The organism is Rhodococcus sp. MPR-R1B (assembly GCF_058793255.1).
Map to the genome: position 1 here is coordinate 123,898 of NZ_JBXAFO010000011.1, position 26,723 is coordinate 150,620.

Here is a 26,723-nt window from a genome sequence, read left to right on the forward strand (position 1 = left end):
GCGGTGCGATGTTTCTCTTCAATCCCCGAGCCACACTTCCCGGCGCTGATCGTCACAACGCTGATCGTCACAACGCTGTGTGGGGGTGGTCGTGATGGATACCGACAAGAGGATCGACCCGCTCACCGGATCGCGAAGCCTGCCGGCAGGAGCGTTCCCCCTGTCTGCGGTGCAGCGCAGCATGTGGTTTGCGCAGCAACTTCACCCGACGGTCCCGTACTTCATCGCGCAGTACATCGAGTTCCACGGCGATTTGGACATGCAACTGCTCAGTCGCGCCGCGGTGGAGGCTGCCCACGAGTTCGAATCGCCGTTTCTACGGTTGATGTACCCGGATGGGGAGCCCTGCCAGATCGTGGACTTCACAATCGACCCGGGCATCGACTACTTCGACTTCCGCGAGCGTGAGAACCCTCGGCAGGCTGCCTCGGAGTGGATGGACAACGATTACGCGACGACGCTCGATCTGACTCGCGATCGTCTCGTCGAGATGACAATTCTTCAAACTGGTGATCGGGATTACCTGTGGTACACCAGGATTCATCACGTCGCTCTCGACGGATACAGCGGTATGACGATCGTCAATCGGATTGCGGCGATCTACACCGCAGCCGTCGAAGGTCGAGAGCCTGCGGTGAACAAGGCGCTCGACGTCACGACGCTGTCCGAGCTCGACCAGAAGTACCGCGAATCGAGCCGATTCGAAGCCGACCGCGAGTACTGGGCCCAGCGTGTGTCGGGCGTCGAACACGGTTCGACATTGGCCACCCGTGAGGGACCCCCGACTGCACGCAGTGAGCTCGTCAGTGCCGCGATGTCGGCGAACAGCCTTGCTGCCTTGGACGAATGGAATTCACGTTCCGGTGCAACTCCGGCCGCAGTGTTGATTTCGGCGCTGGCGTGCTACCTGTCCCGCAGTACCGGCTACGACGACGTGCTGATCAACCTGCCGGTTTCCGCGAGGACGACGGCACCGCTGCAGCGGTCCGGCGGAATGCTGGTCAACGTCGCGCCGCTACACATCCACGTAAACCCGGACGAAAGTGTCGACGATCTGGTCGGGCGCGTGCAACTCGAACTTCTCGGTGCGCTTCGTCATCAGCGATGCAGCCTCGAGGACATCCGGCGTGATGCCGGTCTGACCGTCGGCGACGCGCGTCTGTCCGGCCCGATGATGAATGTGATGCTCTTCCGGCAGGAGATAACCCTCGGGCCACTGACCGGTGAGTATCACATCGTCACGTCGGGTCCGGTCGAGGATCTGCTGGTCAACGTGTACCAGAGCGGCGATCCGGCGCAGACGTTGATCGACTTTCGCGGAAACCCCAATCGCTACGGCCACGACGAACTGGCCGAGCACCACCGGGCGTTCACCGAGTTGGTCGCAGAACTGACAGCAGCACCGGCCGGTACGCCGATGAACCGGATTCATCCGGCAAGTGCCGAGGCAGGGGCGCGCAGTGCACAGCGCAGGGAACTCGAGCGGTTCTGGGCGAGATACCTGGGGGACTCCGACGAGGGCTCCACACTGGACCTCGAGACACTGGGCCTCGAGCGAATCGACTCCGAAGCGGAGCCCACCGGTACGAATCGGCTGAGCGTCCCACTCGATCCCGCGGTCGCCGAACTTGCGCGCACGGAAGGCGTCTCCCTCTTTGCCGTTGTCCATGCCGCATTTGCTGCGTTGCTGTCGAGATCGACCGAGCGCCGGGACGTGCTGATCGGAACGAGGACCGAGTGGGGAACTCTGCCCCTGCGCTGCGAGGTCGATCCGGCGGCGCCGTTCGACGAGTTCGTGAGTTCTCTTGCTCGAGAACGCGATACGTTGTCGATTCGATCGGCGGCAGGTGTCCCCGCACTGCCCGAGTTGCACGTCCACCTCAACGACGGCTCGCAGGAGACCACGATTGCCGGCCTCGACGTGGCGATCGACGTCCACGCAGATACCGGCGCCCTCGAGGTTGCGTACTCCACGCAGCACTACGCCGAATCCACGGTCCGAGCCTTCCTCTCGCGACTGGTGCGGATCCTTGCAGGCGCAGCAGCAGCCCCGCGAACGCCGGTCGGAGACCTCGATCTCCTCGACGACTTCGAGCGTGAGTCCCTGGTACCGGCGCGAGGAGCGACCGCGTCCTCCCCGTTGACTCTCCCCGATATTCTCCGCCGGGCCTCGGCTGTGAACCCCGATGCCCCAGCGCTCGTTTTCGGTGATCGTGAGGTGAGCTACCGGGATCTCGACGCCGAGTCGAACACACTCGCCCGTGAACTGATCAACAGGGGAGTCGGCCCCGGCACCTATGTCGCCCTTGCGCTGTCGAGGTCTCTCGAATCGGTGACCGCGACGTGGGCGGTGGCCAAGACCGGCGGTGCCTTCCTCCCGATCGATCCGCACTACCCCGAGGATCGTGTTCGGCACATGCTCACCGATTCGGGAGCTGTAGTCGGAATCAGTGTGGGGGAGCACCACGGCGGGCTCGCCGATTCGGTGGATTGGCTGCTCCTCGACGAACTGGACACCTCGCACCATTCCGATGCACCGGTCGTCGACGCCGAGCGGCGTACGCGCCTGAGCTACGACGATCCGGCATACCTCATCTACACGTCCGGCTCCACCGGTGTCCCTAAAGGCGTCGTGGTCAGTCACCGCGGGCTGAGCAGCTTCGCCGACGAAGAACGAGTCAGGTTTGGAGTCGAACCTGGAGACCGCACCCTGCATTTCTCTTCGCCGAGCTTCGACGCTTCGGTCCTCGAACTCCTCCTTGCCTTCGGGGGCGCGGCAACGATGGTGATCGCGCCGCCCACCGTGTACGGCGGCGACGAACTGGCACAGGTGATGCGTATCGGACGGGTCACCCACGCTTTCGTCACCCCGGCCGCGCTGGCAACAGTCGATCCCGCCGGCCTACCGGATCTACGAGTGGTCGTGACCGGCGGCGACGCATGCTCACCCGCGCTGGTGGATCAGTGGTCACACGGACGCTCGATGTTCAACGCGTACGGACCGACCGAAACCACCGTCGTCGCCACTCTGACCGGACCGCTGAGCAGCGATGTTCCCGTCACCATCGGGAAGCCGATGCGCGGAGCCGCAACCGTCCTCCTGGACTCGCGGCTTCAACCGGTGCCGATCGGTGTCGCCGGCGAGCTCTATGTGAGCGGTGTCGGTTTGGCGCGCGGGTACCACGCGCGTGCCACGATTACGGCCGAACGATTTGTGGCCGACCCCAACGGTGTTGCGGGAGAGCGCATGTACCGCACGGGTGACCTCGCGCGGTGGAACGGCGAGGGTGAGCTGGAGTACCTCGGCCGGAGCGACTTCCAGATCAAGATCCGCGGTTTCCGCGTCGAGCTCGGCGAGATCGACGACGTGCTGCGCCGCCACCCGAGCGTCGCACAGGCAGTCACCGCCGGAGTTGCGGGCCCGAGTGGGGAAACACTGTTGGCGGCGTACGTCACGGCGGCTGCGGGCACACACATCGACAACTCCGAGCTGGTCGCCCACGCGAGATCTTCGTTGGCAGCCCACATGGTTCCCGCGCGGATCGTCGTCCTCGACTCCATTCCGTTGACTCCGGCAGGAAAGATCGACAGGAAAGCGTTACCGGACATCGATTCTGTGGGCGGGTCGGCTGAATACCGTGCCCCCGAGACCTCGACCGAGAAGCGAATTTCGGCGGTGTTCTGCGATCTGCTCGGTATCACCCGGGCGGGAGCAGACGACAGTTTCTTCGACCTCGGCGGTGACTCGTTGATCGCGACCCGCGTCGTGTCGCGGGTCAACGGAGCTCTCGGAACGACGCTGAGCGTTCTCGACCTCTTCGAGGCGCCGACCGTCTCCGCTCTGGCAGCACGTGCCGACCTCGCGGACTCGCGGAACACACGTGCCCCGGCACTGACGCGTATCGATCGCCCTGACCGGATACCGGTATCTCTGGCGCAGCAACGAATGTGGCTGACCAATCAACTCGATCCGAGTTCGCCGGCGTACAACATTCCGATCGCGGTTTCGATGACCGGCGATCTCGACGTCGATGCACTGTTCACCGCGCTGCGGGACGTCATCGTTCGACACGAGATCTTGCGGACCGTTTTCCCCGAGAGTGCGCGTGGCCCCGTCCAGCACGTTCTCGATGTGGACGAGATGTTCGATCATCTCGAGGTGGAAACGGTACCTGCCGCAGCGACCTCGGCGCGGGCGAGTGAGCTCGCGCGAGAGGGATTCGACGTCAGCGAATCGGTGCCGATCCGCGCGACTCTGCTCGAGGTGAACGAACGCGAGCACACCTTGGTCCTCGTCGTGCACCACATTGCAGCAGACGGCCTGTCGATGGCGCCGCTGGCTCGTGACGTGATGGTGGCGTACGCCTCGCGGGCGAGCGGACGCGTGCCGGCGTGGCTGCCACTCGAAGTGCAGTACGGCGATTTCAGCGAGTGGCAACGCGGAGCGCTCGGTGAAGCGTCCGACCCGGATTCGATTCTTGCCGAGCAGTTGCGGTTCTGGTCGCACACGCTCACCGAACGCGGTGAGCTCGCGGAACTGCCGATGGATCATCCGCGCCCTGCGGGTGTCTCGCTGCGCGGTGACGATCTCGATTTCCGGATCGACTCCGCGACGTACCGCCGGGTCGGCGAGATCGCGGCGCGCAGCGATGTCAGCGTGTTCATGGTGATCCACGCCGCGCTGGCCGTCCTGCTCAGCCGAGAATCCGGAGCGAACGACATCACGATCGGCACTCCGGTGGCCGGGCGGAGCGAGCGCGCTCTCGACGACGTCGTCGGAATGTTCGTCAACACGGTGGTGCTGAGGACGGTTCTCGAGGGGGGACTCACCTTCGGTGAAGTTCTCACCCGCGTCCGCGACGTCGACGTGGCGGCCTTGCAGCACACCGAAGTGCCGTACGACGTACTCGTCGAATCCCTCGCAGACAACCAGGCGCCGCTGTTCCAGGTGATGCTGGTGATGCAGGGCGCCGCTCCCACCGAGGTCACTTTGCCCGAGCTCGAGGTCACGGTCGACGAACTGTCGACGGGCGCGGCAAAGTTCGACCTTCAGGTCATTCTCACCGACCGCGGCGACCATCTCGACGGCCAGTTGAACTACGCCAGCCAGCTTTTCGACTCGGACACCATGTCCGGCCTCGCTGATCGCTTCACGATGCTCCTCGACGCGGTAGCTGCCTACCCGGAATCCGTCGTCGGCGACGTCGATCTCACAGCTCCGGGCGAGGCGGAACTGGTCCTCGAGCGTTGGAATGCCACCGAACACGCCGTACCGATCACCACCCTCTCGGACCTGGTGGCGGAGCAGGCAGCCCGGACACCCGAGGGGGCCGCGCTGGTCTACGGCGAGCGGACACTGACCTATGCGGAGTTCGACGCGAGGGTCGGTGAACTTGCCAGAACCCTCATCGCCCGCGGGGTCGGCCCGGACATGCGCGTCGCGGTGTCGATTCGACGGTCACCGGAACTACTCGTCGCGGTCCACGCCGTGATCCGTGCCGGTGCGGCATACGTCCCGGTGGATCCCGATCATCCCGCCGAGCGCATCGCGTACGTCTTCGACATCGCGGAACCGATCTGCGTGCTGAGCCGGCCCCAGGACCACGGCGCTCTTCCCGCGCGAGTCCCGATCGTGGACGTCGATCTCGATCGTCAGGTGTCCACGACGGCGCCGATCACCGACGCTGATCGGCTCGGACCCCTGCGCCCGGACAATGCTGCTTACGTGATCTTCACGTCCGGATCGACGGGTCGACCGAAAGGTGTTGCAGTATCACACCGTTCGATCGTCAATCGCCTGCTGTGGATGCAGGACACGTACCCCCTTCACGCGTCGGACGTGGTGCTGCACAAGACCCCGGTGACCTTCGACGTCTCGGTGTGGGAACTGTTCTGGCCCCTGCAGACCGGCGCGCAGTTGGTGATCGCGGAACCGGACGGGCACCGTGATCCCGGGTACCTGTCGGCGTTGATTGCCGAAAAAGGCGTCACGACGGCGCACTTCGTTCCGTCGATGCTCGCGGAATTCGTCGCTGCCGCGACTGCCGGGCAGTGTGCGAGCCTGCGTCAGGTGTTCTGCAGCGGTGAAGCGCTCGCGCCTACCACTGCGGAGGCGTTCACCCGTCTGAGTTCTGCGGGACTGTTCAACCTGTACGGACCCACGGAGGCTGCCGTCGACGTCAGCGCCGCCGAATTCACCCCCGACATGACCGTCACCGTTCCCATCGGTGCGCCCGTGTGGAACACCCAGCTCTATGTCCTCGACGGGCGGCTGCATCCGGTTCCGGTCGGCGTTCACGGCGAGCTGTACCTGGCGGGAGTGCAACTGGCGCGTGGATACCTCGGGCGCAGCGATCTCACCGCCGACAGGTTCGTGGCCGATCCGTACGGCCCTTCGGGCACCCGGATGTACCGAACCGGTGATGTCGTCCGGTGGCGCGCCGACGGGCTGCTCGACTATGTCGGTCGACGCGATTTCCAGGTCAAGATCCGCGGCCAGCGCATCGAACTCGCCGAGGTCGAAGCAGCGTTGCTCAGGCTGCCCGGTGTCGCGCAAGCTGCTGCTCTCGTCCATCACGACGACGTGGTCGGTGACAGTTTGGTCGGCTACGTCATCGCCGAGACCGGCACCTCGATCGACACGGACGGCCTACGCACCGAGTTGAGAGGTCTCCTTCCGGCCTACATGGTTCCCGCTGTGGTCATCGCCCTCGACGTGTTCCCTCTCGGTTCGACCGGCAAGCTTGATCGGAAGGCTCTGCCCGCGCCCAGCTTCGACAGCTCGCAGACGTATCTGGCGCCGCGAACACCGCTCGAAGCGCAGTTGGCGGCGATCTTCGAGGAGCTTCTGGAATCCGGGGCAGTCGGTGTTCACGACAACTTCTTCGAGATCGGCGGAAACAGCCTCGTCGCTGCACGCGCTGTGGCGCGCGTGAACGATTCGCTGTCGTTGAACTTGTCGATCAGAGAGTTGTTCGACGCGCCGACCGTTGCGCAGTTGGCGGTCGAGTGCGCCACGGCACGAGGGGGAGCGGCAGTCCTTCCGCTCGAGGCATTGCCGCGGCCACAGACGATCCCGCTGTCGCTGGCACAAAAGCGCATGTGGTTCGTCAATCAATTCGACGTCACGTCCGCGGCGTACAACGTCGCCATAGCGATCAGGCTGAGAGGCCGGTTGGACGTTGCCGTGTTGGAGGGCGCGATCACCGACGTGCTTACTCGCCACGAATCGCTGCGCACGCTGTTTCCCATGATCGAGGGAGTGCCGGCGCAGGTGATCGTCGAACCCGGTGAAACGTTGGGCGCGCTGCCGGTTGTCGCCGCAAACGCCGAAGCGGTACTCGGGGAGATCGAACGTCTCACCTCGAGGGGCTTCGACGTCACGCAGGCTCCACCGATCAGGGCGGAACTGATCGAGGTCGACGAAGAAGATCACGTCCTGGCCGTGGTCGTCCATCACATCTGCGCCGACGGATTCTCGATGGCACCGTTGGCGTTCGACGTGATGAGCGCGTACTCGGCAAGGCATCGAGGTGAGGCGCCCGACTGGTCTCCTCTTCCGGTCCAGTACGCGGACTTCGCCATCTGGCAGGAAAGGGCTCTCGGTCGGATCGACGAAGCGGACAGCACTCTTGCCGGTCAGCTCGAGTACTGGACACGTCAACTGGCGAGTGTTCCCGAACTTCTTGCGCTCCCCGCAGATCGACCGCGTCCGCGTGTGCAGGATCTCTCGGGCGGCGTCGTTCGATTCGACATCGATGCCGGCATCCACCGCCGTCTGAGCGAAACCGCGATCGAACACCGAAGCAGTATGTTCATGGCGGTACACGCCGCATACGCAGTGCTCGTGGCGAGATTGTCCGGCATGGAAGACATCACGATCGGCTCACCGATCGCCGGGCGCGGAAATGCCCTGCTGGATCCGATGGTCGGTATGTTCGTCGGCACGTTGGTCCTGCGCGCCGACGTCGACCCCGCCGCCTCGTTCACCGATCTGTTGGCCAGAGTTCGCAGCACCGACCTCGACGCCTTCGCTCACGCAGACGTCCCCTTCGAGCGCGTCGTCGATGCGCTGGCTCCGGAGCGGTCGACGTCGCATTCACCGTTGTTCCAGGTGATGCTGGAGTTCAAGAACACCACTCGGCCAGCAGTTCGTCTGACGGATTTGGACGTCGAGGTCCTCGAACTCGAATCCGCCGTCTCGAATTTCGATCTGCAACTCATGCTTGCCGAGACCTTCGACGACGACGGCCGGCCGGCCGGAATCGAGGCCGGGTTCACCTACGCCAGCGCCCTGTTCGACGAGTCGACCGTCGAAGGTTTCGCTCGATACCTGGTTCGGATTCTCGGTGCTGTCACCGAATCACCGCACACGCCGGTCGGCGACATCGATCTCGTGAGTGATCTCGACACGATTCGCGCCGTCACACCGGAACTTCCCGAGCAGGTTCACTTCTCGACGTTGCTCGAGCGGAAGTACGTCGACGAACCGCAGAGGACTGCACTGATTTTCGGCGACCGCCATCTGACCTACTCCGATCTGGACCGCCGCGCCAACCGGCTTGCACGACTGTTGATCAGCCGCGGGGTCGGTCCGGAATCCGTTGTCGCCCTGGCATTACCACGCTCACTGGAATCCGTGGTCGCGATCTGGGCGGTTGCCCGGTCCGGCGCTGCATTCGTACCCGTCGACCCGGCGTATCCCGTCGACCGCGTGCACCACATGATCAACGACTCGGGAGCGGGCGTCGTTCTCACCACCGCCGAGCATGTGGGTGTCGTCCCCGACGAGGCAGACGCCGTTCTGCTCGATCAGGCAAAGACACTCGCAACCCTCGAACAGATCGGTGATCAGCGGATAGATGCCTCGGAGCTGCTGGCTGCGGTGTCCCTGGACAACCCGGCCTATGTCATCTACACCTCCGGTTCCACCGGCGTCCCCAAAGGCGTCATGGTCACTCACCGTGGGCTTTCGGCACTTGCCGAGCAGGAACGCAGTCGCTTCCGCGTCGAGTCGACCTCGCGCACGCTGCATTTCAGCTCACCGAGCTTCGACGCCTCGATTCTCGAACTCCTGATGGCTGTTGGTGCCGGGGCCACGATGGTCATCGCCCCACCGAGCATCATCGGCGGAACCGAACTGACGAGTCTGATCGCCGACCAGCACGTCACGCACGCCTTCATCACACCAGCCGCACTGGCCACGGTCGATCCGAGCGGACTGAACGAGCTGGTGTGCATCGGAACCGGCGGCGACGTCTGCCCACCCGACCTCGTCGCCGCCTGGGTCAGCGATCACCGGATCATGATCAATGCCTACGGACCAACCGAATCGACGGTCGTCGCCAGCATCACCGAGCCGATGTCCCCGACCGATCGAGTGACGATCGGTCGCCCGTCGACCGGCATCAGCGCGTGGGTCCTCGACAATCGCCTGCACCGCGTCCCGGTCGGAGTGACGGGAGAGCTGTACGTCAGCGGCGACGGACTCGCCCGCGGTTACCGAAACCGCGCCGGCACGACCGCCGAACGATTCGTGCCCAATCCCGCGGGCAGTGCGGGCACACGGATGTACCGAACCGGCGACCTCGCCAGGTGGAACAAGAACGGCGAACTCGAGTACCAGGGTCGAGGCGATTTCCAGGTCAAGATTCGCGGATTCCGCATCGAACTCGGCGAGATCGAGGCAGTTCTGGCTCGCTATCCCGGCGTTGCACATTCCGTGGTGACCACGCTCGAACGTGACGGAGGCGCCGCACGGATCGTCGGATACGTCGTGCCTGCCAACGACGCTCAGACTGTGGATCCCGAGGCCGTCATCGCGTTCGCGGGCTCGGCTCTGGCCCCGTACATGGTTCCTGCGGTCGTGGTCGTTCTCGACGAACTGCCGATGACTGCCAACGGAAAGCTCGACCGCCGAGCCCTGCCGGTTCCCGACTTGCGAGCAACCCAGGCACGCTCGCGGGCCGCCGAATCCGATACCGAACGCACGCTGGCCGCCTTGTTCGTCGATGTCCTCGGTGTCGAATCGGTGGGCGTCGACGACTCGTTCTTCTCGATGGGCGGCGATTCGATCATGTCGATTCAGCTCGTCGCCCGTGCCCGCGATGCCGGGCTCGTCTTCACCCCGCGTGACGTCTTCGAGGTGAAATCGGTCGCCGGTCTTGCGGTTTTGCTGGCATCGACCAAGGACGACGAACCCGAGGTGCTCGAGGAACTTCCCGGAGACGGCGTGGGCCTCGTGCCGTTGATGCCGGTGGCTCAGTGGTGGCTCGACCGGCTCGGCTCCGATCTCCGAGGTCTCGATTCGTTCTCCCAAGCGACTCTTCTCAACGCGCCGCACGGGCTTCACAGTGTGGAGCAGTTGACCGCGGCTCTTCAAGTTGTTCTCGATCGTCACGACATCCTTCGCGCACGCCTCGAGCTCGACGGCGAGCGCAGGCTTGTTGTCGGCGAGCCGGGATCTGTTGCAGCCGAGAATATTTGCCGGGTGATCGAGGTAGAGGCCGAGCCGGGCACCGCGGTGTTCGACGCGGCGATCGTCGACGCACTGGACGGTGCGCGCCGAGAGCTCGACCCCGGCCGGGGCGTGATGGTGCGGGTCGTCTGGTTGTCCGGCGTGCACAACACCGGCCGGCTGCTCCTGGTAATCCACCACCTCGCCGTCGACGGTGTCTCCTGGCGCGTCCTCGTGCCGGAACTTGCGTCGGCTTTCCACCGCATCGATGCAGGCGAGGAACCGGAGCCGTCGTACTCGGGCACGTCGGTTCGTCGTTGGTCGCATGCGCTCCGCGACATCGCGCCCGATCGAAGAGTCGAATTGCCCCGGTGGCGTTCGATACTCGAAGGTGCCGACCCGCTGATCGGAACCCGGCCGCTGGACCCGCGGCTCGACACGTTCGATTCGGTCGGCCGAGTTGTCGCCGACGTACCCGTCGAACTGTCCGACACAGTCCTGACCACGCTTCCGGCGCTTTTCGGTGGATCAGTCAACGACGGTCTCGTTGCTGCTCTCGCACTGGCACTGACGCAGTGGAGGCAGGCACAGGGCATACGAACCGACAACGTACTCATCTCGATGGAGGGCCACGGACGCGAAGCTCACGTGGTGCCCGGTGCGGACGTCCTGCACACGGTCGGCTGGTTCACCAGCGTCTTCCCGATGCGGATCGACCTCGCCGGCATCGACATCGCGGAAGTGATGAGCAGCGCCCCAGAGGCAGCGGTGGTGCTCAAGCGTGTCAAGGAAGAACTCTTGGGTGTTCCGGACAGCGGCATCGGCTACGGAGTTCTGCGTTACCTCGACGAGGTGGGTCGAGCGGAACTCGAAGACCTCCGCCAACCGCAGATCTCGTTCAACTATCTGGGCCGTTTCTCCGGCACCGAAGCAGGAGAGTCACTGGGGGACTGGGCACTGGCCCGGGACGTCGATCTGGAAGCGGCAGCGCGGTCCGAGATGCCAGTGGGTTCGGTCCTGGACGTCAACGTCGTCACCACCGAGATCTCGGGCGCACCGCACATCGGTGCCACTATCGCCTATCCCACCGGCGTACTGGCAGAGCGCGATGCTCGCGCCATCGCCGACCTCTGGGTGCAGGCGTTGCGCGCGCTGGCCACCTATGCCGAACACAGCGAACGCGGGGGACTCACCCCGTCGGACATCGACCTGATCGACCTCGACCAGGATTCCATCGACCACCTCGAGCGCGAGTTCCCGACACTGACCGACGTCTGGTCCCTCTCACCACTGCAATCCGGACTGCTCTTCCACGCCCGCTACGCCGAACACACTGTGGACGCGTACACCGTCCAACTCGCACTCGAACTCGACGGCGTCGACGCGTCCCGGTTGCACCGCGCCGCACAGGCACTGCTCGACAGACACGAGAACCTACGCGCGGCGTTCACGACCGACACCGGTGGACGATCGGTGCAGGTGATCAACGCAGACGTTGACGTGCCGTGGACCGAGATCGACATCTCTCCGTTGGCCCCCACCGAACAAGCGACCGAGATACGCGAGCTTCTCCATGCGGATCGGGTCCGCGGCTTCGACATGGCCACTCCGCCCCTGCTGCGGTTCCTGCTTCTGCGAACCGGTGACGACGCGTATCGGTTGATCCTGACCAACCACCACATCCTCCTCGACGGATGGTCGATGCCGCTGCTGGTCCGCGACCTACTGACGCTCTACGCGACAGACAGTGATCACAGTGCCATCCCACGCGTACACCCCTACCGGGACTATCTGAGCTGGATCAGCACTCGCGACGACAGCGTGTCGATCGAGGCCTGGGGCGAAGCACTCCGCGGACTCGACGACCCGACGCTGCTCACCGGAACTCACGCCGTCGACGAGGACGGCGCTACCTCACGCTCGACGACCACAGCGCTCGGAGAACGTGAGACGGAACTTCTGCGTGGATTCGTCCGCTCCCGTGGCCTGACGACAGCCTCCTTGATCCAGGTGGCCTGGGGAATCGTGCTCGCCGAACTCCTCGGCCGCGACGACGTCGTCTTCGGTGGAACCGTCTCCGGCCGACCACCCCAGGTGTCCGGCGTCGAGTCGATGGTGGGTTTGTTCATCAACACCGTCCCCGTCCGAGTTCGCCTCGATCCAAGAGAGTCCCTGGCGGCGCTGTGCGTTCGCGTCCAAGCGGAACAGGCGCGGTTGTCCGATCACCATCATGTCGGGCTTTCGCACATCACTTCGGCTGTGGGGTCCGCTGCATCGTTCGACACGCTGACTGTGTTCGAGTCGTATCCCGTCGACCGCGGTGGACTCTCCTCCGGCACCGACATAGCCGGAATGCACGTTCTCGACGTCCACGACGCCGAGGATGCCGCGCACTATCCACTCGCGATCGTCGCCTCTGCGGCAGACGGGCGACTGCGGCTCAAATTCGAGTATTTCCCGGGAGTCCTGGGCGATCACGACATCGACGCGATCGCCGACCGGCTGCTCCGCACCCTCGAGCTGATCACCGCGCAACCGGATCTCCCGCTGGCGAAACTGCGCCTGATGCCGGATTCGCAAGTGCAGCAATTGGTTCCCGCGCGCGGCCGGCAGGGCCGCTCGGTCAGGACACTCGATCGCATCTTTTCGGACACCGCGAGCAGATTCCCCGAACGGGTCGCACTGTCCTGTGGTGAGAGAAAGATGACCTATCGAGAGCTGGACGAGGCGTCGAACCAGTGGGCGCGCGTGCTCATCTCGGAAGGCGCCGGCCCGGACTCACGGGTGGCGATCTGTGTGGAACGCTCCTTCGAATCCGTCGCAGCGGTCTGGGCGATCACCAAGACCGGCGCCGCCTTCGTGCCGATCGATCCTCGCTACCCGAGTGACCGGATCTCGTTCATGCTCGAGGACTCGGCATCCTCGCTCGGATTGACCACGGCTGCCCACAGACCCGGCGACGGCGGTGTGACGAAGTGGCTCGAACTCGACGACCCGACGAGCATCGCTCGGCTCTCCGGAGTATCCGCGGCGCCGCTACGCGAGGACGAGCGTCGAGGAACCCCGCGGTTGGAGAACACTGCCTACCTCATCTACACCTCGGGCTCGACCGGCCGACCCAAGGGCGTCGTCGTCACGCACACCGGTCTCGAGAACTTCGCCGACGAACAGCGTCATCGCTACGGTCTCACCGAGAATTCACGCGCACTGCATTTCGCCTCTCCGAGCTTCGACGCCTCCGTTCTCGAGTATCTGCTCGCCTTCGCCGTCGGCGGTGAACTGGTCGTAGCTCCCACCACCGTCTACGGAGGAACCGAACTGGCCGACCTTCTCCGCGAGGGACATGTCACCCACGCGTTCATCACGCCTGCAGCGCTGACGTCGGTGGATCCCGAGGGAATCGACGAACTGACCACCATCACGGTGGGCGGCGAGGCGCCCTCGGCGGACCTGGTGCGCACCTGGGCGCCGGGAAGATCGTTCGTCAACGTCTACGGACCCACCGAAACCACCATCTCCTGCAACCTCAGCGACCCCATCCCGGCCGGCGAGAAGGTCTATCTCGGACCGCCGAACCGCGGATTCAGCGAGGTCGTCCTCGATCGCAGACTTCAACCGGTGTCCCTCGGAGTTCCCGGCGAACTGTATGTCGCCGGAGTGGGACTCGCGCGCGGCTATCACGGGCGCTCACCACTGACGAGCGAACGATTTGTCGCCAACCCGTACGGCGAGCCGGGGGAGCGGATGTACCGCACGGGCGACGTGGTGCGCTGGCGCAGCGACCGCACCATCGAGTACCTCGGACGCAGCGACTTCCAGGTCAAGATCCGCGGCTTCCGTATCGAACTCGGCGAGGTCGACACGGCGTTGGGTCAGCTGCCCGGCGTGGAGTACGCGGTCACGTTGGCGGTGCGCGGACCCTCCGACGAGCAGGCCTTGGCGGCATATGTCGTCTGCGACGACGAACGCCGGGTGAGCGCCGAGGACATCCGGGCGGCGGCACGGGAGCTACTGCCGGCACACATGGTGCCCGCAAGCGTCGTCGTGCTCGACGAACTACCGCTGACCGGCGTCGGCAAGGTCGATCGGGCTGCTCTTCCGGCGCCTCGTTTCGACACCGATGCCGAAACACTCACTGCACCGGCCACCGAGTTGGAACGGCTGGTGGTGGGCGTTTTCGAGGACGTGCTCGGAGTGTCTCCGATCGGTATCGACACTCACTTCTTCGACGTCGGCGGAAACTCACTGACCGCGACCCGCGTCATCGCCCGCGTCAACGCACTTCTCGGCACCGACATCGGCGTTCGAGGACTGTTCGAGTCTCCGACAGTTCGGCAGCTCTCGCGTCTGGCGGAGAGCGTCGGCCGCGGAGAGAACCCCAGACCACCGTTGACTCGGCGATCCCGCCCGGACCCACTGCCCGTGTCACTGGCACAGAAGCGGATGTGGTTCCTCAACCAGTTCGACGTGACGTCCCCCGCCTACAACGTTCCCCTGGCAGTGCGCCTCGACGGCGATCTGGACTTCGCCGCATTGCAGGCCGCGGTAGCGGACGTACTGGGGCGCCACGAGAGCTTGCGGACGAAGTTCCCCTCGATCGACGGACAGCCGGTTCAGCAGGTGATGTCCAGCGACGAGGTCATGCCGATCCTGGAGCCGGAAATCGTCACTGCTGCCAGAGTGTCCGATCGAATCCTCGAGCTGGCCTCGGCAGGCTTCGACGCCTCGGCCGAAGTTCCGATCCGCTGCGCGGTCCTGCGCGTCGACGGGGACGAGCGCAGGCACGTACTCGTGATCGTCGTCCACCACATCGTCGCCGACGGGTTCTCGATGAACCCCCTGGCAGCGGACGTGGCAGCGGCCTATGCGGCCCGCAGTGCCGGCAGTGCGCCGAACTGGTCGGAACTGGCCGTGCAGTACGGCGACTTCGCTGTGTGGCAGCACGAAGTGCTCGGCTCCGAGGAAGATCCGGACTCGGCTCTGACCCGTCAGCTCGATTACTGGAAGGACCGACTCGCGGGACTGGGCGAGCCGATCGCGTTGCCGACGTCGTTCCCACGTCCGGCAAAGCCGTCCATGGTCGGCTCGGTCCACCGGTTCGCGGTATCGCCGCAGACCCATCGGGCGCTGACCGACCTGGCACGTGAGCACGGCACCACCATGTTCATGCTCATGCACGCAGCACTGGCGGTACTTGCGGCGCGCCTGGCCGGTACCGAGGACATCGCCATCGGAACACCCGTCGCCGGCCGCGGCGAGGCCGAACTCGATCACCTGGTCGGTATGTTCGTCAACACTCTCGTGCTGCGAACACAGATCACGCCCGACGCGTCGTTCGAGGACGTCCTCGCCCAGGTTCGCGAAGGCGACCTCGGCGCGTTCCAGCACACCGATTTGCCCTTCGAAAGGTTGGTCGACGCACTCGACCCGGAACGCTCGACTTCGCACACTCCGTTGTTCCAGATCCTCATCGAGTTCCGCAACAATGCACTCCCACAACTCGAATTGCCGGGGCTGTCGGTCTCGGGAGTCGAGTTCGACCTACCCGTCGCCAAGTTCGATCTGCAACTCTCGGTCACCGAGCGTTACGACGCGGATGGCGGAACGGATGGAATCGACGCCGAATTCATCTACGCCACAGACCTGTTCGACGGTGACTTGATCGATTCGTTCTCACGCAGACTGCTCACCATCCTCGAGGCGGTCTCGCGAGAGCCGTCGACTCCTACCGGTGACATCGACGTCGTGGGCGCCGACGAGCGTCGACAGATGCTGACCGAGTGGAACACTCACGCCGAACCGGCTCCAGCGGACAACATCGCGGACCGATTCTTCGAGGCTGTTGCAGCACATCCGTCGTCGACCGCGGTCAACGACAGCGACGGCGCCATGACGTACGCCGAACTGGACGGGCGCGCTAACCGCCTGGCGCGGCTCCTGATCGGCCGCGGTATCGGTCCGGAATCCGTGGTGGCTGTTGCGATGCCCAGAACCACCGATCTCGTGCTGGCCCTCGTCGCCGTCATCAAAACCGGAGCGGCATACCTGCCGGTCGACATCACCTACCCGGCCGAGCGCATGCGGTTCCTCTTCGACGACGCGCGGCCGGTATGCCTGGTCACGACCGGAGACTTCCGAAGTGACCTACCTTCGGAGATCATCGAATCCGGCATAGACGTCGTCGAACTCGGATCGCCGGAGATCGCGGTACGCCTCGATCACTCCGCGCCCCGTCGCATCACCGACGCGGACCGGACGACACCACTTCTGCCCGACGCGATCGCGTACATCATCTACACCTCCGGATCCACAGGGCGCCCCAAAGGTGTCCAGGTCAGCCACCGCAACGTCCTGACTCTGATGGACAACACCGCCCCGACGTTCGGGTTCGACGACACGGACGTGTGGACCATGTTCCACTCGTACGCATTCGACTTCTCCGTCTGGGAGCTGTGGGGGCCGCTGCTACACGGGGGCCGGCTGGTCGTCGTCGACTACTACACGACCAGATCACCGGACATGTTCCACGAACTGCTCCGCAGGGAGCGAGTGACGGTGCTGAACCAAACACCCACCGCCTTCTACCAACTCGCCGAAGCCGACCGTGCGTACTCACCGAACGGCACGGATCCCGACCTTGCACTGCGCTACGTCGTCTTCGGTGGCGAAGCGCTCGACCTCGGGCAGTTACGCAAGTGGTACGACAGGCGGGCCGACACGGCTCCGACGTTGGTCAACATGTACGGGATCACCGAGACGACAGTGCACGTCAGTCGAATCGCACTCGACCGCAACGACAGCGAGCACGCGTCGGCGAGCATCATCGGGCGAGCAGTACCGGGATTGTCCGTCTACGTACTCGATCGGCGACTGAACTTGGTACCACCAGGTGTCGTCGGCGAAATGTACGTCGCCGGTGATCAGGTGACTCGGGGATACCTCGGGAAACCCGCATTGACTTCGGTGCGGTTCCTTCCCGATCCATTCGGTAGTTCGGGGGATCGAATGTATCGGAGCGGGGACCTGGCGAGGTGGAACGACGCGGGGCAGTTGGAGTACGTGGGCCGCAGTGATTTCCAGGTGAAGGTGCGTGGTTTCCGCATCGAACTCGGCGAGATCGAAGCCGCAATGCTCCGCTGCCCCGGCGTCGCTGCCTCGGTAGCACTTGTTCGAACGGAGGGAGCGTCACCGCGGATCGTCGGGTACGTGGTCGCCGAAACAGGCAGTACCGTCGATTCAGCGACGGTGACCGACTTCGTCGCCGCCGAACTCGCGGAGTACATGGTGCCCACCGCGATCGTCGTCCTCGAATCGCTTCCACTGACGGTCAACGGAAAGCTCGACCGACGCAGCCTCCCGGCTCCGGACTTCACCGTCACGGGAACAACCGAGGCGACGCGGGCGCCGGCCACCGCTACCGAAGCGGTCCTCGCGGACCTCTTCGCGGAGGTGCTGGGTCGGGGCAGTATCGGAGTAGACGATTCCTTCTTCGGTCTCGGCGGCGATTCGATCATGTCGATCCAACTCGTCTCACGGGCGAAGTCCGCAGGCCTCGTCTTCACTCCGCGGGACGTCTTCGAAGCGAAGACCGTGGCCGGCCTCACCAAAGTGCTCCTCATCGAATCATCGGAAACGGCACCGGTTCTCACGGAGCTACCCGGCGGGGGAGCCGGCCCGCTACCGCTCACGCCGATCATGGAGTGGCTCGTCGAACGCAGTCGCGGTGACCTGAGCACGATCCGCAGTTACAGCCAGAGCGCGCTGATCGCACTGCCCGCGGATGTCTCCGGCCCCGCGCTGGAACGAGCATTGCAAACGATCCTCGATCGTCACGACGTGCTGCGGGCGCGCCTGGACGCCGCGACTCACCAACTCGAGATCCGCGAGCCAGGGAGCATCACCGCCCCCGACATCCTGCGCCGAACCTCCATCGTGTCCACCAGCGGCGAAGAATTCGTCGCCGCTGCGGAAACCGCGATGCAGGACGCATCCAGCCGCCTCGATCCCGAACACGGGAAGATGATCAGCGCAGTCTGGTTGGATCCCGTCAGCTCGAACGGCAACCGGGCCGAAGCCGGACGGTTGCTCCTGGTCCTTCATCACCTCGCGGTCGACGGTGTGTCCTGGCGCATGCTCGTCCCGGGCCTGGTCACTGCTTATGCCTCGGCGTTCGACGGAGAAACACCCATACTTCCGCCGGGCGGAACGTCGATACGTCGCTGGGCGACAGCGCTCGCCGAGACCGCTGCGCAGCGACGCGACGAGATCGACCTGTGGTCGAGAATGCGGACCGACGAGCCATTGCTCGGGGCACGCGGGCTCGACCCAGCCGTCGATGTCGGAGCCACCGTCGACCGAGTCAGCGTCGACGTTCCGACCTCCGTGACCGAGAACGTCATCTCGACGGTGCCTCAGCATTTCGGAGGCTCGGTGAACGACGGGCTGCTCGCTGCTCTCGCGATTGCCGTCACCGCCTGGCGTCGATCGCGCGGACAGCGCAGCGGGGACGTGCTCGTCAACCTCGAAGGGCACGGCCGCGAGGAGAACGCCGTACCGGGCGCCGACCTCTCGCGCACGGTCGGCTGGTTCACCACCTTGTTCCCCGTCCGGATCGATCTCACCGGACTCGATGTCGTCGATGCACTGGCCGGGGGATCAACCGCCGCCTCCGCCGTGAAACTCGTCAAGGAAACGCTGCTCGGCCTGCCCGACAACGGAATCGGGTTCGGCATCCTGAAGTACCTCGATCGAAACGAGGAACTTCGTGAGCTGCCCACGCCGCAGATCTCGTTCAACTACCTCGGACGATTTGCCGGCTCGGATCCCGAGCACGGCGAAGTGCCGTGGCTGCCGATCTCGGAAGTGACCCTCGACGAAGCGCACAGCGGCGAATTGGCCGCCGCGTCGGTGCTCGACATCAACGCCGTCACGACCGATACCGCACACGGTCCGATTCTGCGCGCTACGTGGTCCTTCCCCCGCGGCATTCTCAGCGAGGCCGAAGTCACCGAACTGGCGGAGCTCTGGGCCCGAGCACTGGGCGCACTGAGTGAATACGTGGAGGAACACTCCGAGCGCGAGCTCACGCCCACCGATCTCGATCTCGTCACCGCGGATCAACAGAGCATCGAACAGCTCGAGCGCAGATTCCCCGACCTGACCGACATCTGGTCACTGTCACCTCTGCAGTCGGGCATGCTCTTCCACGCCCAGTTCGACGAAACCGAAATCGACCCGTACATGGTGCAACTGACCCTCGAGCTCGGGGGTCGGGTGGAGGCGCCGCGCCTGCGCCGCGCCGCGCAGGCCTTGGTTGATCGTCATCCGAGCCTGCGCGCGGGATTTGTCTCCGCACCGGGAGGGCGGGCACTGCAGGTGATCCGTTCCGGTGTCGACATCGGCTGGGCCGAGATCGACCTGTCCGGAGCCGAAGACAGCGAAGTCGCGTTCGGTCAGCTGCTCGAACGCGATCGCGCTCATCGTTTCGACATGGAAACAGCCCCGTTGATCCGCTTCATGCTCGTGCGAATCGGACCGGACACAGCACGCCTCGTCGTGACGAACCACCACATCCTGCTCGACGGCTGGTCCACCCCGCTGTTGCTTCGAGACCTGCTCACTCTCTACGCAACCGACGGTGACCCCGAGATTCTGCCCCGAGTTCAGTCGTATCGCGACTATCTCTCCTGGATCTCGAAGCAAGAACCCGAGACTTCGCTACGGGCGTGGCAAGAAGCGCTACGGGGCGTCGACACGTCCACCCACCTCTCGAGGGCAGACACCGCCGCCGAAACCGTGGCAAGTGAAATCCACTCGTACTCGCTGCCGACCGAACGAGCCGAGACTCTTCGGGCGTTCGCGCGAAGCCGCGGTCTGACCATGGCGACCCTGGTACAGGTGGCATGGGGAATCGTGCTCGCCGAACTTCTCGGACGCGACGACGTCGTCTTCGGCGGAACGGTCTCAGGACGCCCACCACAGGTGCCCGGCGTGGAATCGATAGTCGGCCTGTTCATCAACACGGTGCCTGTCCGAGTCCGCCTCGACGCCCGAGAAACCCTCGCCGAAATGGCCATTCGCGTCCAATCCGAGCAAGCGTCATTGCTCGACCACCACCACATCGGACTGTCGGACATCGCCGGAGCAGTCGGCGCCGCCGGTTCCTTCGACACCCTGACGGTATTCGAGTCGTATCCCGTCGACGAGACAGCCCTGACCGCCGAAACCGACATCGCGGGAATGCACGTTCTCGGCATCGACGGACGCGACTCGGCGCACTATCCGATTGCCGTGGTGGCGTCCGAAAGTGACACGCTGAATCTGAAGATGGAGTACTTGCCGACGCACTTCTCCGCCCGCGAAGTCGCCAAGATCACCGAGCGCGTGGGCATCGTCCTCGGGCAACTCGCCTCGGCACCGGATCAGCCGCTGGCCCGTCTGCAGGTTCTCACGGAGTTCGAGAGCCGTGATCTTGCGCCGGTCTTCGGCTCCCCGGGGCGCTCCGCGCGAACGCTCCCAGAGATTCTCGCCGACGTCTCTGCCACCTATCCCGACCGCATCGCGCTCTCGGCCGGCAGCCGTTCCATGACCTACGCCGAACTGGACCGGCGCTCGAACCAGTTGGCCAGAGCCATGATTCGCCGCGGCGCCGGGCCCGAGACGTCGGTTGCCATCGGCATCGAAAGGTCCGTCGAATCCGTACTCGCGGTGTGGGCGGTGGCCAAGACCGGCGCAGCGTTCGTCCCCGTCGACCCCACCTATCCGGCTGACCGAATCGAACACATGCTCAGCGACTCCGAGGTGTTGTTCGGGTTGACCGTCGTCGACGCCATCGACACACTTCCACCCATCGTGTCCTGGTTGGTGCTCGGAGAAGAGGCATTCGACGACGACGTCGCCACCAGTTGCACGCTGCCGATCACCCAGGACGAACGGCGTGCACCGGTGGTCATGGACAACGCCGCCTACGTGGTCTACACCTCGGGATCCACCGGCCGACCCAAGGGAGTTGTCGTCACCCACACCGGACTCGACAGCTTCGCACTCGACCAGCAGCGTCGATTCCACGCAGATCACCACTCTCGAACCCTGCACTTCGCCACCCCCAGCTTCGACGGAGCCGTCTTCGAGTACCTGCAGGCATTCGGTGTCGGAGCAACCATGGTGATCGTCCCGACCGACATCTACGGCGGCGCCGAACTGGCAAGTCTCATCCGCCGCGAACACGTCACTCACGCGTTCGTCACCACGGCAGCACTCGCCACCGTCGACCCGGCCGGCCTGGACGAGTTCCGGCACGTCGTCGTCGGGGGAGAGACACTACCGCCGCATCTCGTCGGCCTCTGGGCTCCCGGACGAGAATTCGTCAACGCCTACGGCCCGACCGAGACAACCGTCATGGCAGACATCAGCGAACCCATGACAGTGGGCGCACCCATCACGATCGGTGGACCGATCCGCGGCGTGCACGAGATGATCCTCGATTCGCGCCTGCAACCTGTACCCGTCGGAGCTCCCGGTGAGCTGTACATCGCCGGCATCGGCCTGGCTCGCGGATACCACCGGCGTCCCGGCCTGACCAGCGAGCGATTTGTCGCCGACCCCTTCGGCAAGCCAGGCGACCGGATGTACCGCACGGGCGACATCGTCTCCTGGCGAAGCGATCACACCATCGAATACGTCGGGCGTAGCGACTTCCAGGTCAAGATTCGCGGATTCCGCATCGAGCTCGGCGAGGTCGACGCCCAGATCACCGCAATGGCGAGTGTCACGAATTGCGTGACACTCGGCGTCGACGGACCGGCCGGCGCCACAGTTTTAGCGTCCTACCTCACCGTCGAGGAAGGATCGACGCTGACCGGGGCAGAGATCACCGCGCACCTCGCCGGACGTGTTCCCTCGCACATGGTTCCGGCCAGCATCATGATCGTCGACGAGCTACCGCGCACCGCGGTCGGCAAGCTCGATCGAAAAGCGTTGCCGACGCCGGAGTTCACCGGAACCGGTGTGGAATTCCGGGCGCCCGGCACCAGCCTCGAACGTCGGATCGCCGATGCGTTCATCGACGTACTCGGCGTCGAACGGGTCGGCGTCGACGACAATTTCTTCGAGCTCGGCGGCAACTCGCTGATCGCCACTCGCGTGGTCTCGCGGCTCAACTCCGCACTGAACATCGACGTCGGGGTGCGCGTGCTGTTCGAGGCACCGACGACGGCTCAGCTCGCCGAACGGCTCTCCAGCGCTGTCACTGCCGTCGGCACTGTGCCGCTCACTCCCATGGAGCGCAATGGCAGCGTCCCGCTCTCGTTGGCGCAGAAGCGCATGTGGTTCCTGAACCAATTCGACACACGCTCAGCCGCGTACAACATCCCACTAGCTGTTCGCCTCACCGGTGACCTCGACGTCACGGCCATGCAACAGGCCATCGCCGACGTCGTCGAGCGGCACGAAACACTGCGGACGGTGTTCCCCGCCGTCGGCGGCGATCCGATTCAGCAAGTGCTCACCGTCGACGAGGCAGTACCGCCGGTCCGTGAAATGACGTTGGGGGAGGACGAACTCGCAGAGCGCATGCAACGACTCGCCACGACCGGCTTCGACGTGTCGGTGGACCTGCCGCTGCGCGTGGCACTGTTCCGACTCGACACCGCTGAACCCGTTCACATTCTGTTTGTCGTGGTCCATCACATCTGCGCCGACGGTTCGTCGATGGCGCCGCTCGCACGCGACGTGATGACAGCCTACCTGGCGCGTACGGCAGGGACCGAGCCCACGTGGGCGCCACTCGAGGTGCAGTACGCAGACTTCACGTTGTGGCAGCATCGCGTCCTCGGATCGGAAGACGACCCGGAATCCGTCATCAGTCGCCAATTGCACTACTGGAGTGAGCAACTCGCCGGACTCGACGACGTCATCGCACTGCCCGCCGACCACCCGCGACCCGTGCAACAGACCTTCCACGGTGACCGATTCACCTTCGACATCGACGCGAACACCCACCGCGCCCTCGCGGACCTCACCAGGGCAAACGGTGTCACGATGTTCATGGCGCTGCACGGCGCGCTCGCAGTGCTGATGTCCAAGTTGTCGGGCGCCGACGAAGTCACCATCGGCACACCGATCGCCGGCCGAGGTCAGGCAGCGCTCGACCATCTCGTCGGAATGTTCGTCAACACACTGGTCCTGCGAACCAGCGTCGATCCCGACATCACGTTTGCCGACCTGTTGGAGCACGTCCGGGAAATCGACCTGGCCGCATTCCAGAACTCGGACCTGCCATTCGAACGGCTCGTCGACGTCATCAACCCAACCAGATCCACGTCGTACTCACCGTTGTTCCAGGTCGCCCTCGAACTTCAGAACAACGAACCCGCACATTTCCACCTACCCGGCCTCGACATCGACGGACTGACCGTGGAAACCAAATTCGCGAAGGAGGACCTGGAGCTGATCGTCGACGAGAAGTTCGACGAGTTCGGCATCCCGGCTGGGATGTCCGCAGCCTTCGACTTCGCAACCGATCTCTTCGAACCCGCCACCATTCGTCGGTTTGCCGACCGACTGCGCCTGATCCTGGACGCTGTCGGACGCGAACCCGCAACACGTATCGCCGACATCGGCATCCTCGGCGCCGATGAAACAGCTGCCCTGGTGCCGGCATCCGGTGCCGCCGCGACTCGAGCGCGGGTGTGGCCGGAGATCCTCGCCGAAGCAGTCGCCTCGAACCCGGATGCCCCAGCCCTCTCGAGTCGCGAGAGGTCGATGACCTACCGCGAGCTCGACGAGGAATCGACGAAGCTGGCGCGCGCGCTGTGTCGGCGCGGCGTCGGTCCCGAAGATTTTGTGGCGCTGGGTCTGCCGCGGTCCACTGCGGAGATCGTCGCGATCTGGGCGGTCACGAAAACCGGTGCAGCGTTCTTGCCGGTCGACCCGAACTATCCCGACGATCGCATCAACCACATGCTCGACGATTCGCGGGCCGTACTCGGCATCACCGACGACGCTCACCGCAGTCAACTTCCCGACACGGTCGAGTGGATGGTCCTCGATGAAGCCGAGACCGTCGACGAGATCGACGCCCAGAGCGCAGCCGCGATCACCGATCGCGACCGCACGATCCCCTTGCATCACGGGCATCCCGCGTACCTGATCTACACCTCGGGTTCAACCGGGAAGCCGAAGGGCGTCATCGTCACCCACCTCGGGTTGTCAAACCTCAACGCCGAGGAACATCAGAGATTCAACGTCCAGCCCTATTCGCGGATCTCTCACCTGGCATCACCGAGCTTCGACGCCTCGGTCTTCGAACTCATGATGGCGTTCGGCAGCGGAGCGTGCCTGGTCGTCATCCCACCGACGGTCTTCGGCGGATCCGAGTTGGCCGAAATCTTTGCCGACGAACACGTCTCACACGCGTTCATCACTCCGACCGCGCTCAGCTCGATCGAAAGCTCCGCGCTACCCGAACTCCGCGTACTCGCAGTCGGTGGCGAGGCCTGCCCACCCGAACTCGTGGACATCTGGGGCCGCGACCGTCGCATGTTCAACGGATACGGACCCACCGAATCCACCATCCAGGCCAGCGTCAGTGAACCCATGCGGCCGGGCAAGGACATCAACATCGGACGACCGGCCATCGGCTTTGCCGGACTGGTCCTCGACGGGCACCTCAAGCCCGTGCCGGTGGGAGTCATCGGGGAGCTGTACGTGACCGGCCCCGGACTCGCCCGGGGATACCACAATCGTCCCGACCTCACCGCCGACCGATTTGTCGCCGATCCGTTCGGCGAACCAGGCCAGCGGATGTACCGCACGGGCGACCTGGTGCGCTGGCGCTCCGACAGCACCCTCGAATACCTGGGCCGCAGCGACTTCCAGATCAAAGTCCGCGGATTCCGCATCGAGCTCGGCGAAATCGACTCTGTCCTGATGGCACACCCATCCGTCTACTTCGCCGCCACACTCGGGCACGAAGCGCCGTCGGGGGAGACGATGATCGCCTCCTACATCCAGCCCGTGGAAGGACAGACCGTCGACGACTGGGAGCTTCGCCGCCATCTGTCTTCTCGCCTGCCCGCGCACATGGTTCCCGGCGCGATCGTCGTCGTCGACCGCATTCCGGTGACACCGGTCGGCAAGCTGGACCGCAAGGCACTGCCGACCCCGAGCTTCGAGCGACGCACGGTCCCGTACGCACCGCCGACAAACAACACCGAACGAACGGTCGTCGACATCTTCGAGACCGTGCTCGGGCACGAGCACATCGGCGTCGACGACGACTTCTTCGAACTGGGCGGAACGTCGATCGTGGCCACTCGCATCACCATCGAACTCGAGAAGCGTCTCGGGATGCGAGTGCCGTTGCAATCGCTTTTCCTGGATCCGACACCTGCCGGAGTCGCCCGGGCTGCCGACGGAATGGACGCACACTCGCCGGACGATTCGTCGGATCTTCTCGCCCCGATGATCACGCTGCGCGCCGGATCCGATCGTGCACCACTGTTCTTCGTCCATCCGGGTATCGGATTATCCTGGGGTTACGCAGAATTCGTCAAGCATCTCGAGCTGGATCAACCCGTCTACGGTCTTCAGCTACCGTCCCTGAGCGGCGGGCCCAGCTTCGACTCGCTGACCGAACTCGCCGACGACTACGCGAATCGCATTGCAGCCGTGGCATCGACCGGCCCGATCCATCTGGCCGGCTGGTCGCTCGGCGGCGTGATCGCACACGCCGTGGCACACAGCCTCACTCGGAGCGGACGTGACGTGACTCTGTCGATACTCGACAGCTATCCGTCGTCGGATTCCGATCAGCCCGCAGAACTCTCGGTCTCCGAACTACTGGCCGGGCTCGCGATGCCGGCGGGATCCAAGACGGTCGAGACCTTCGAAGAAGCGGCGGAATTGCTGGAGCAGACCCTGGGTGCCGGAATCGGAATCGAAGCGGAGCATCTGGCGCGGATCAGTCGCGGTTACTCCCACTCCGTCGAATTGACGAATCGGCACCAACCGCCTGTCCACGTTGGAGCCATCGAGTTCTTCGTAGCCGGAAGATCTACGGAGAACGGACACGATGTCGCCGAATGGCGAAGGTTTGTAGAAGGGGACATCCGAGTCACCGAAGTCGATTGCGAACACAACCAGATGATCGAACCGGGTCCGGCGGCAACCATAGCTGTACGATTGCGAGAAGTTATCGCTCAGTGGGGTGTCTGAACCAGGTTCGACATGGGTATGAGTGAAACACACAGGGTGATGGACCCCGGGT

At 64.5% G+C, this 26,723-nt stretch carries 1 protein-coding gene; it reads left to right on the forward strand.

What is annotated here, in order from left to right:
- The first annotated feature begins 94 nt into the window (after nt 1-94).
- Nucleotides 95-26,671, forward strand: coding sequence for a non-ribosomal peptide synthase/polyketide synthase (locus tag AC1Q61_RS17420; protein WP_492654894.1), 26,577 nt, complete (start codon nt 95-97; stop codon nt 26,669-26,671).
- Nucleotides 26,672-26,723 lie beyond the last annotated feature (52 nt).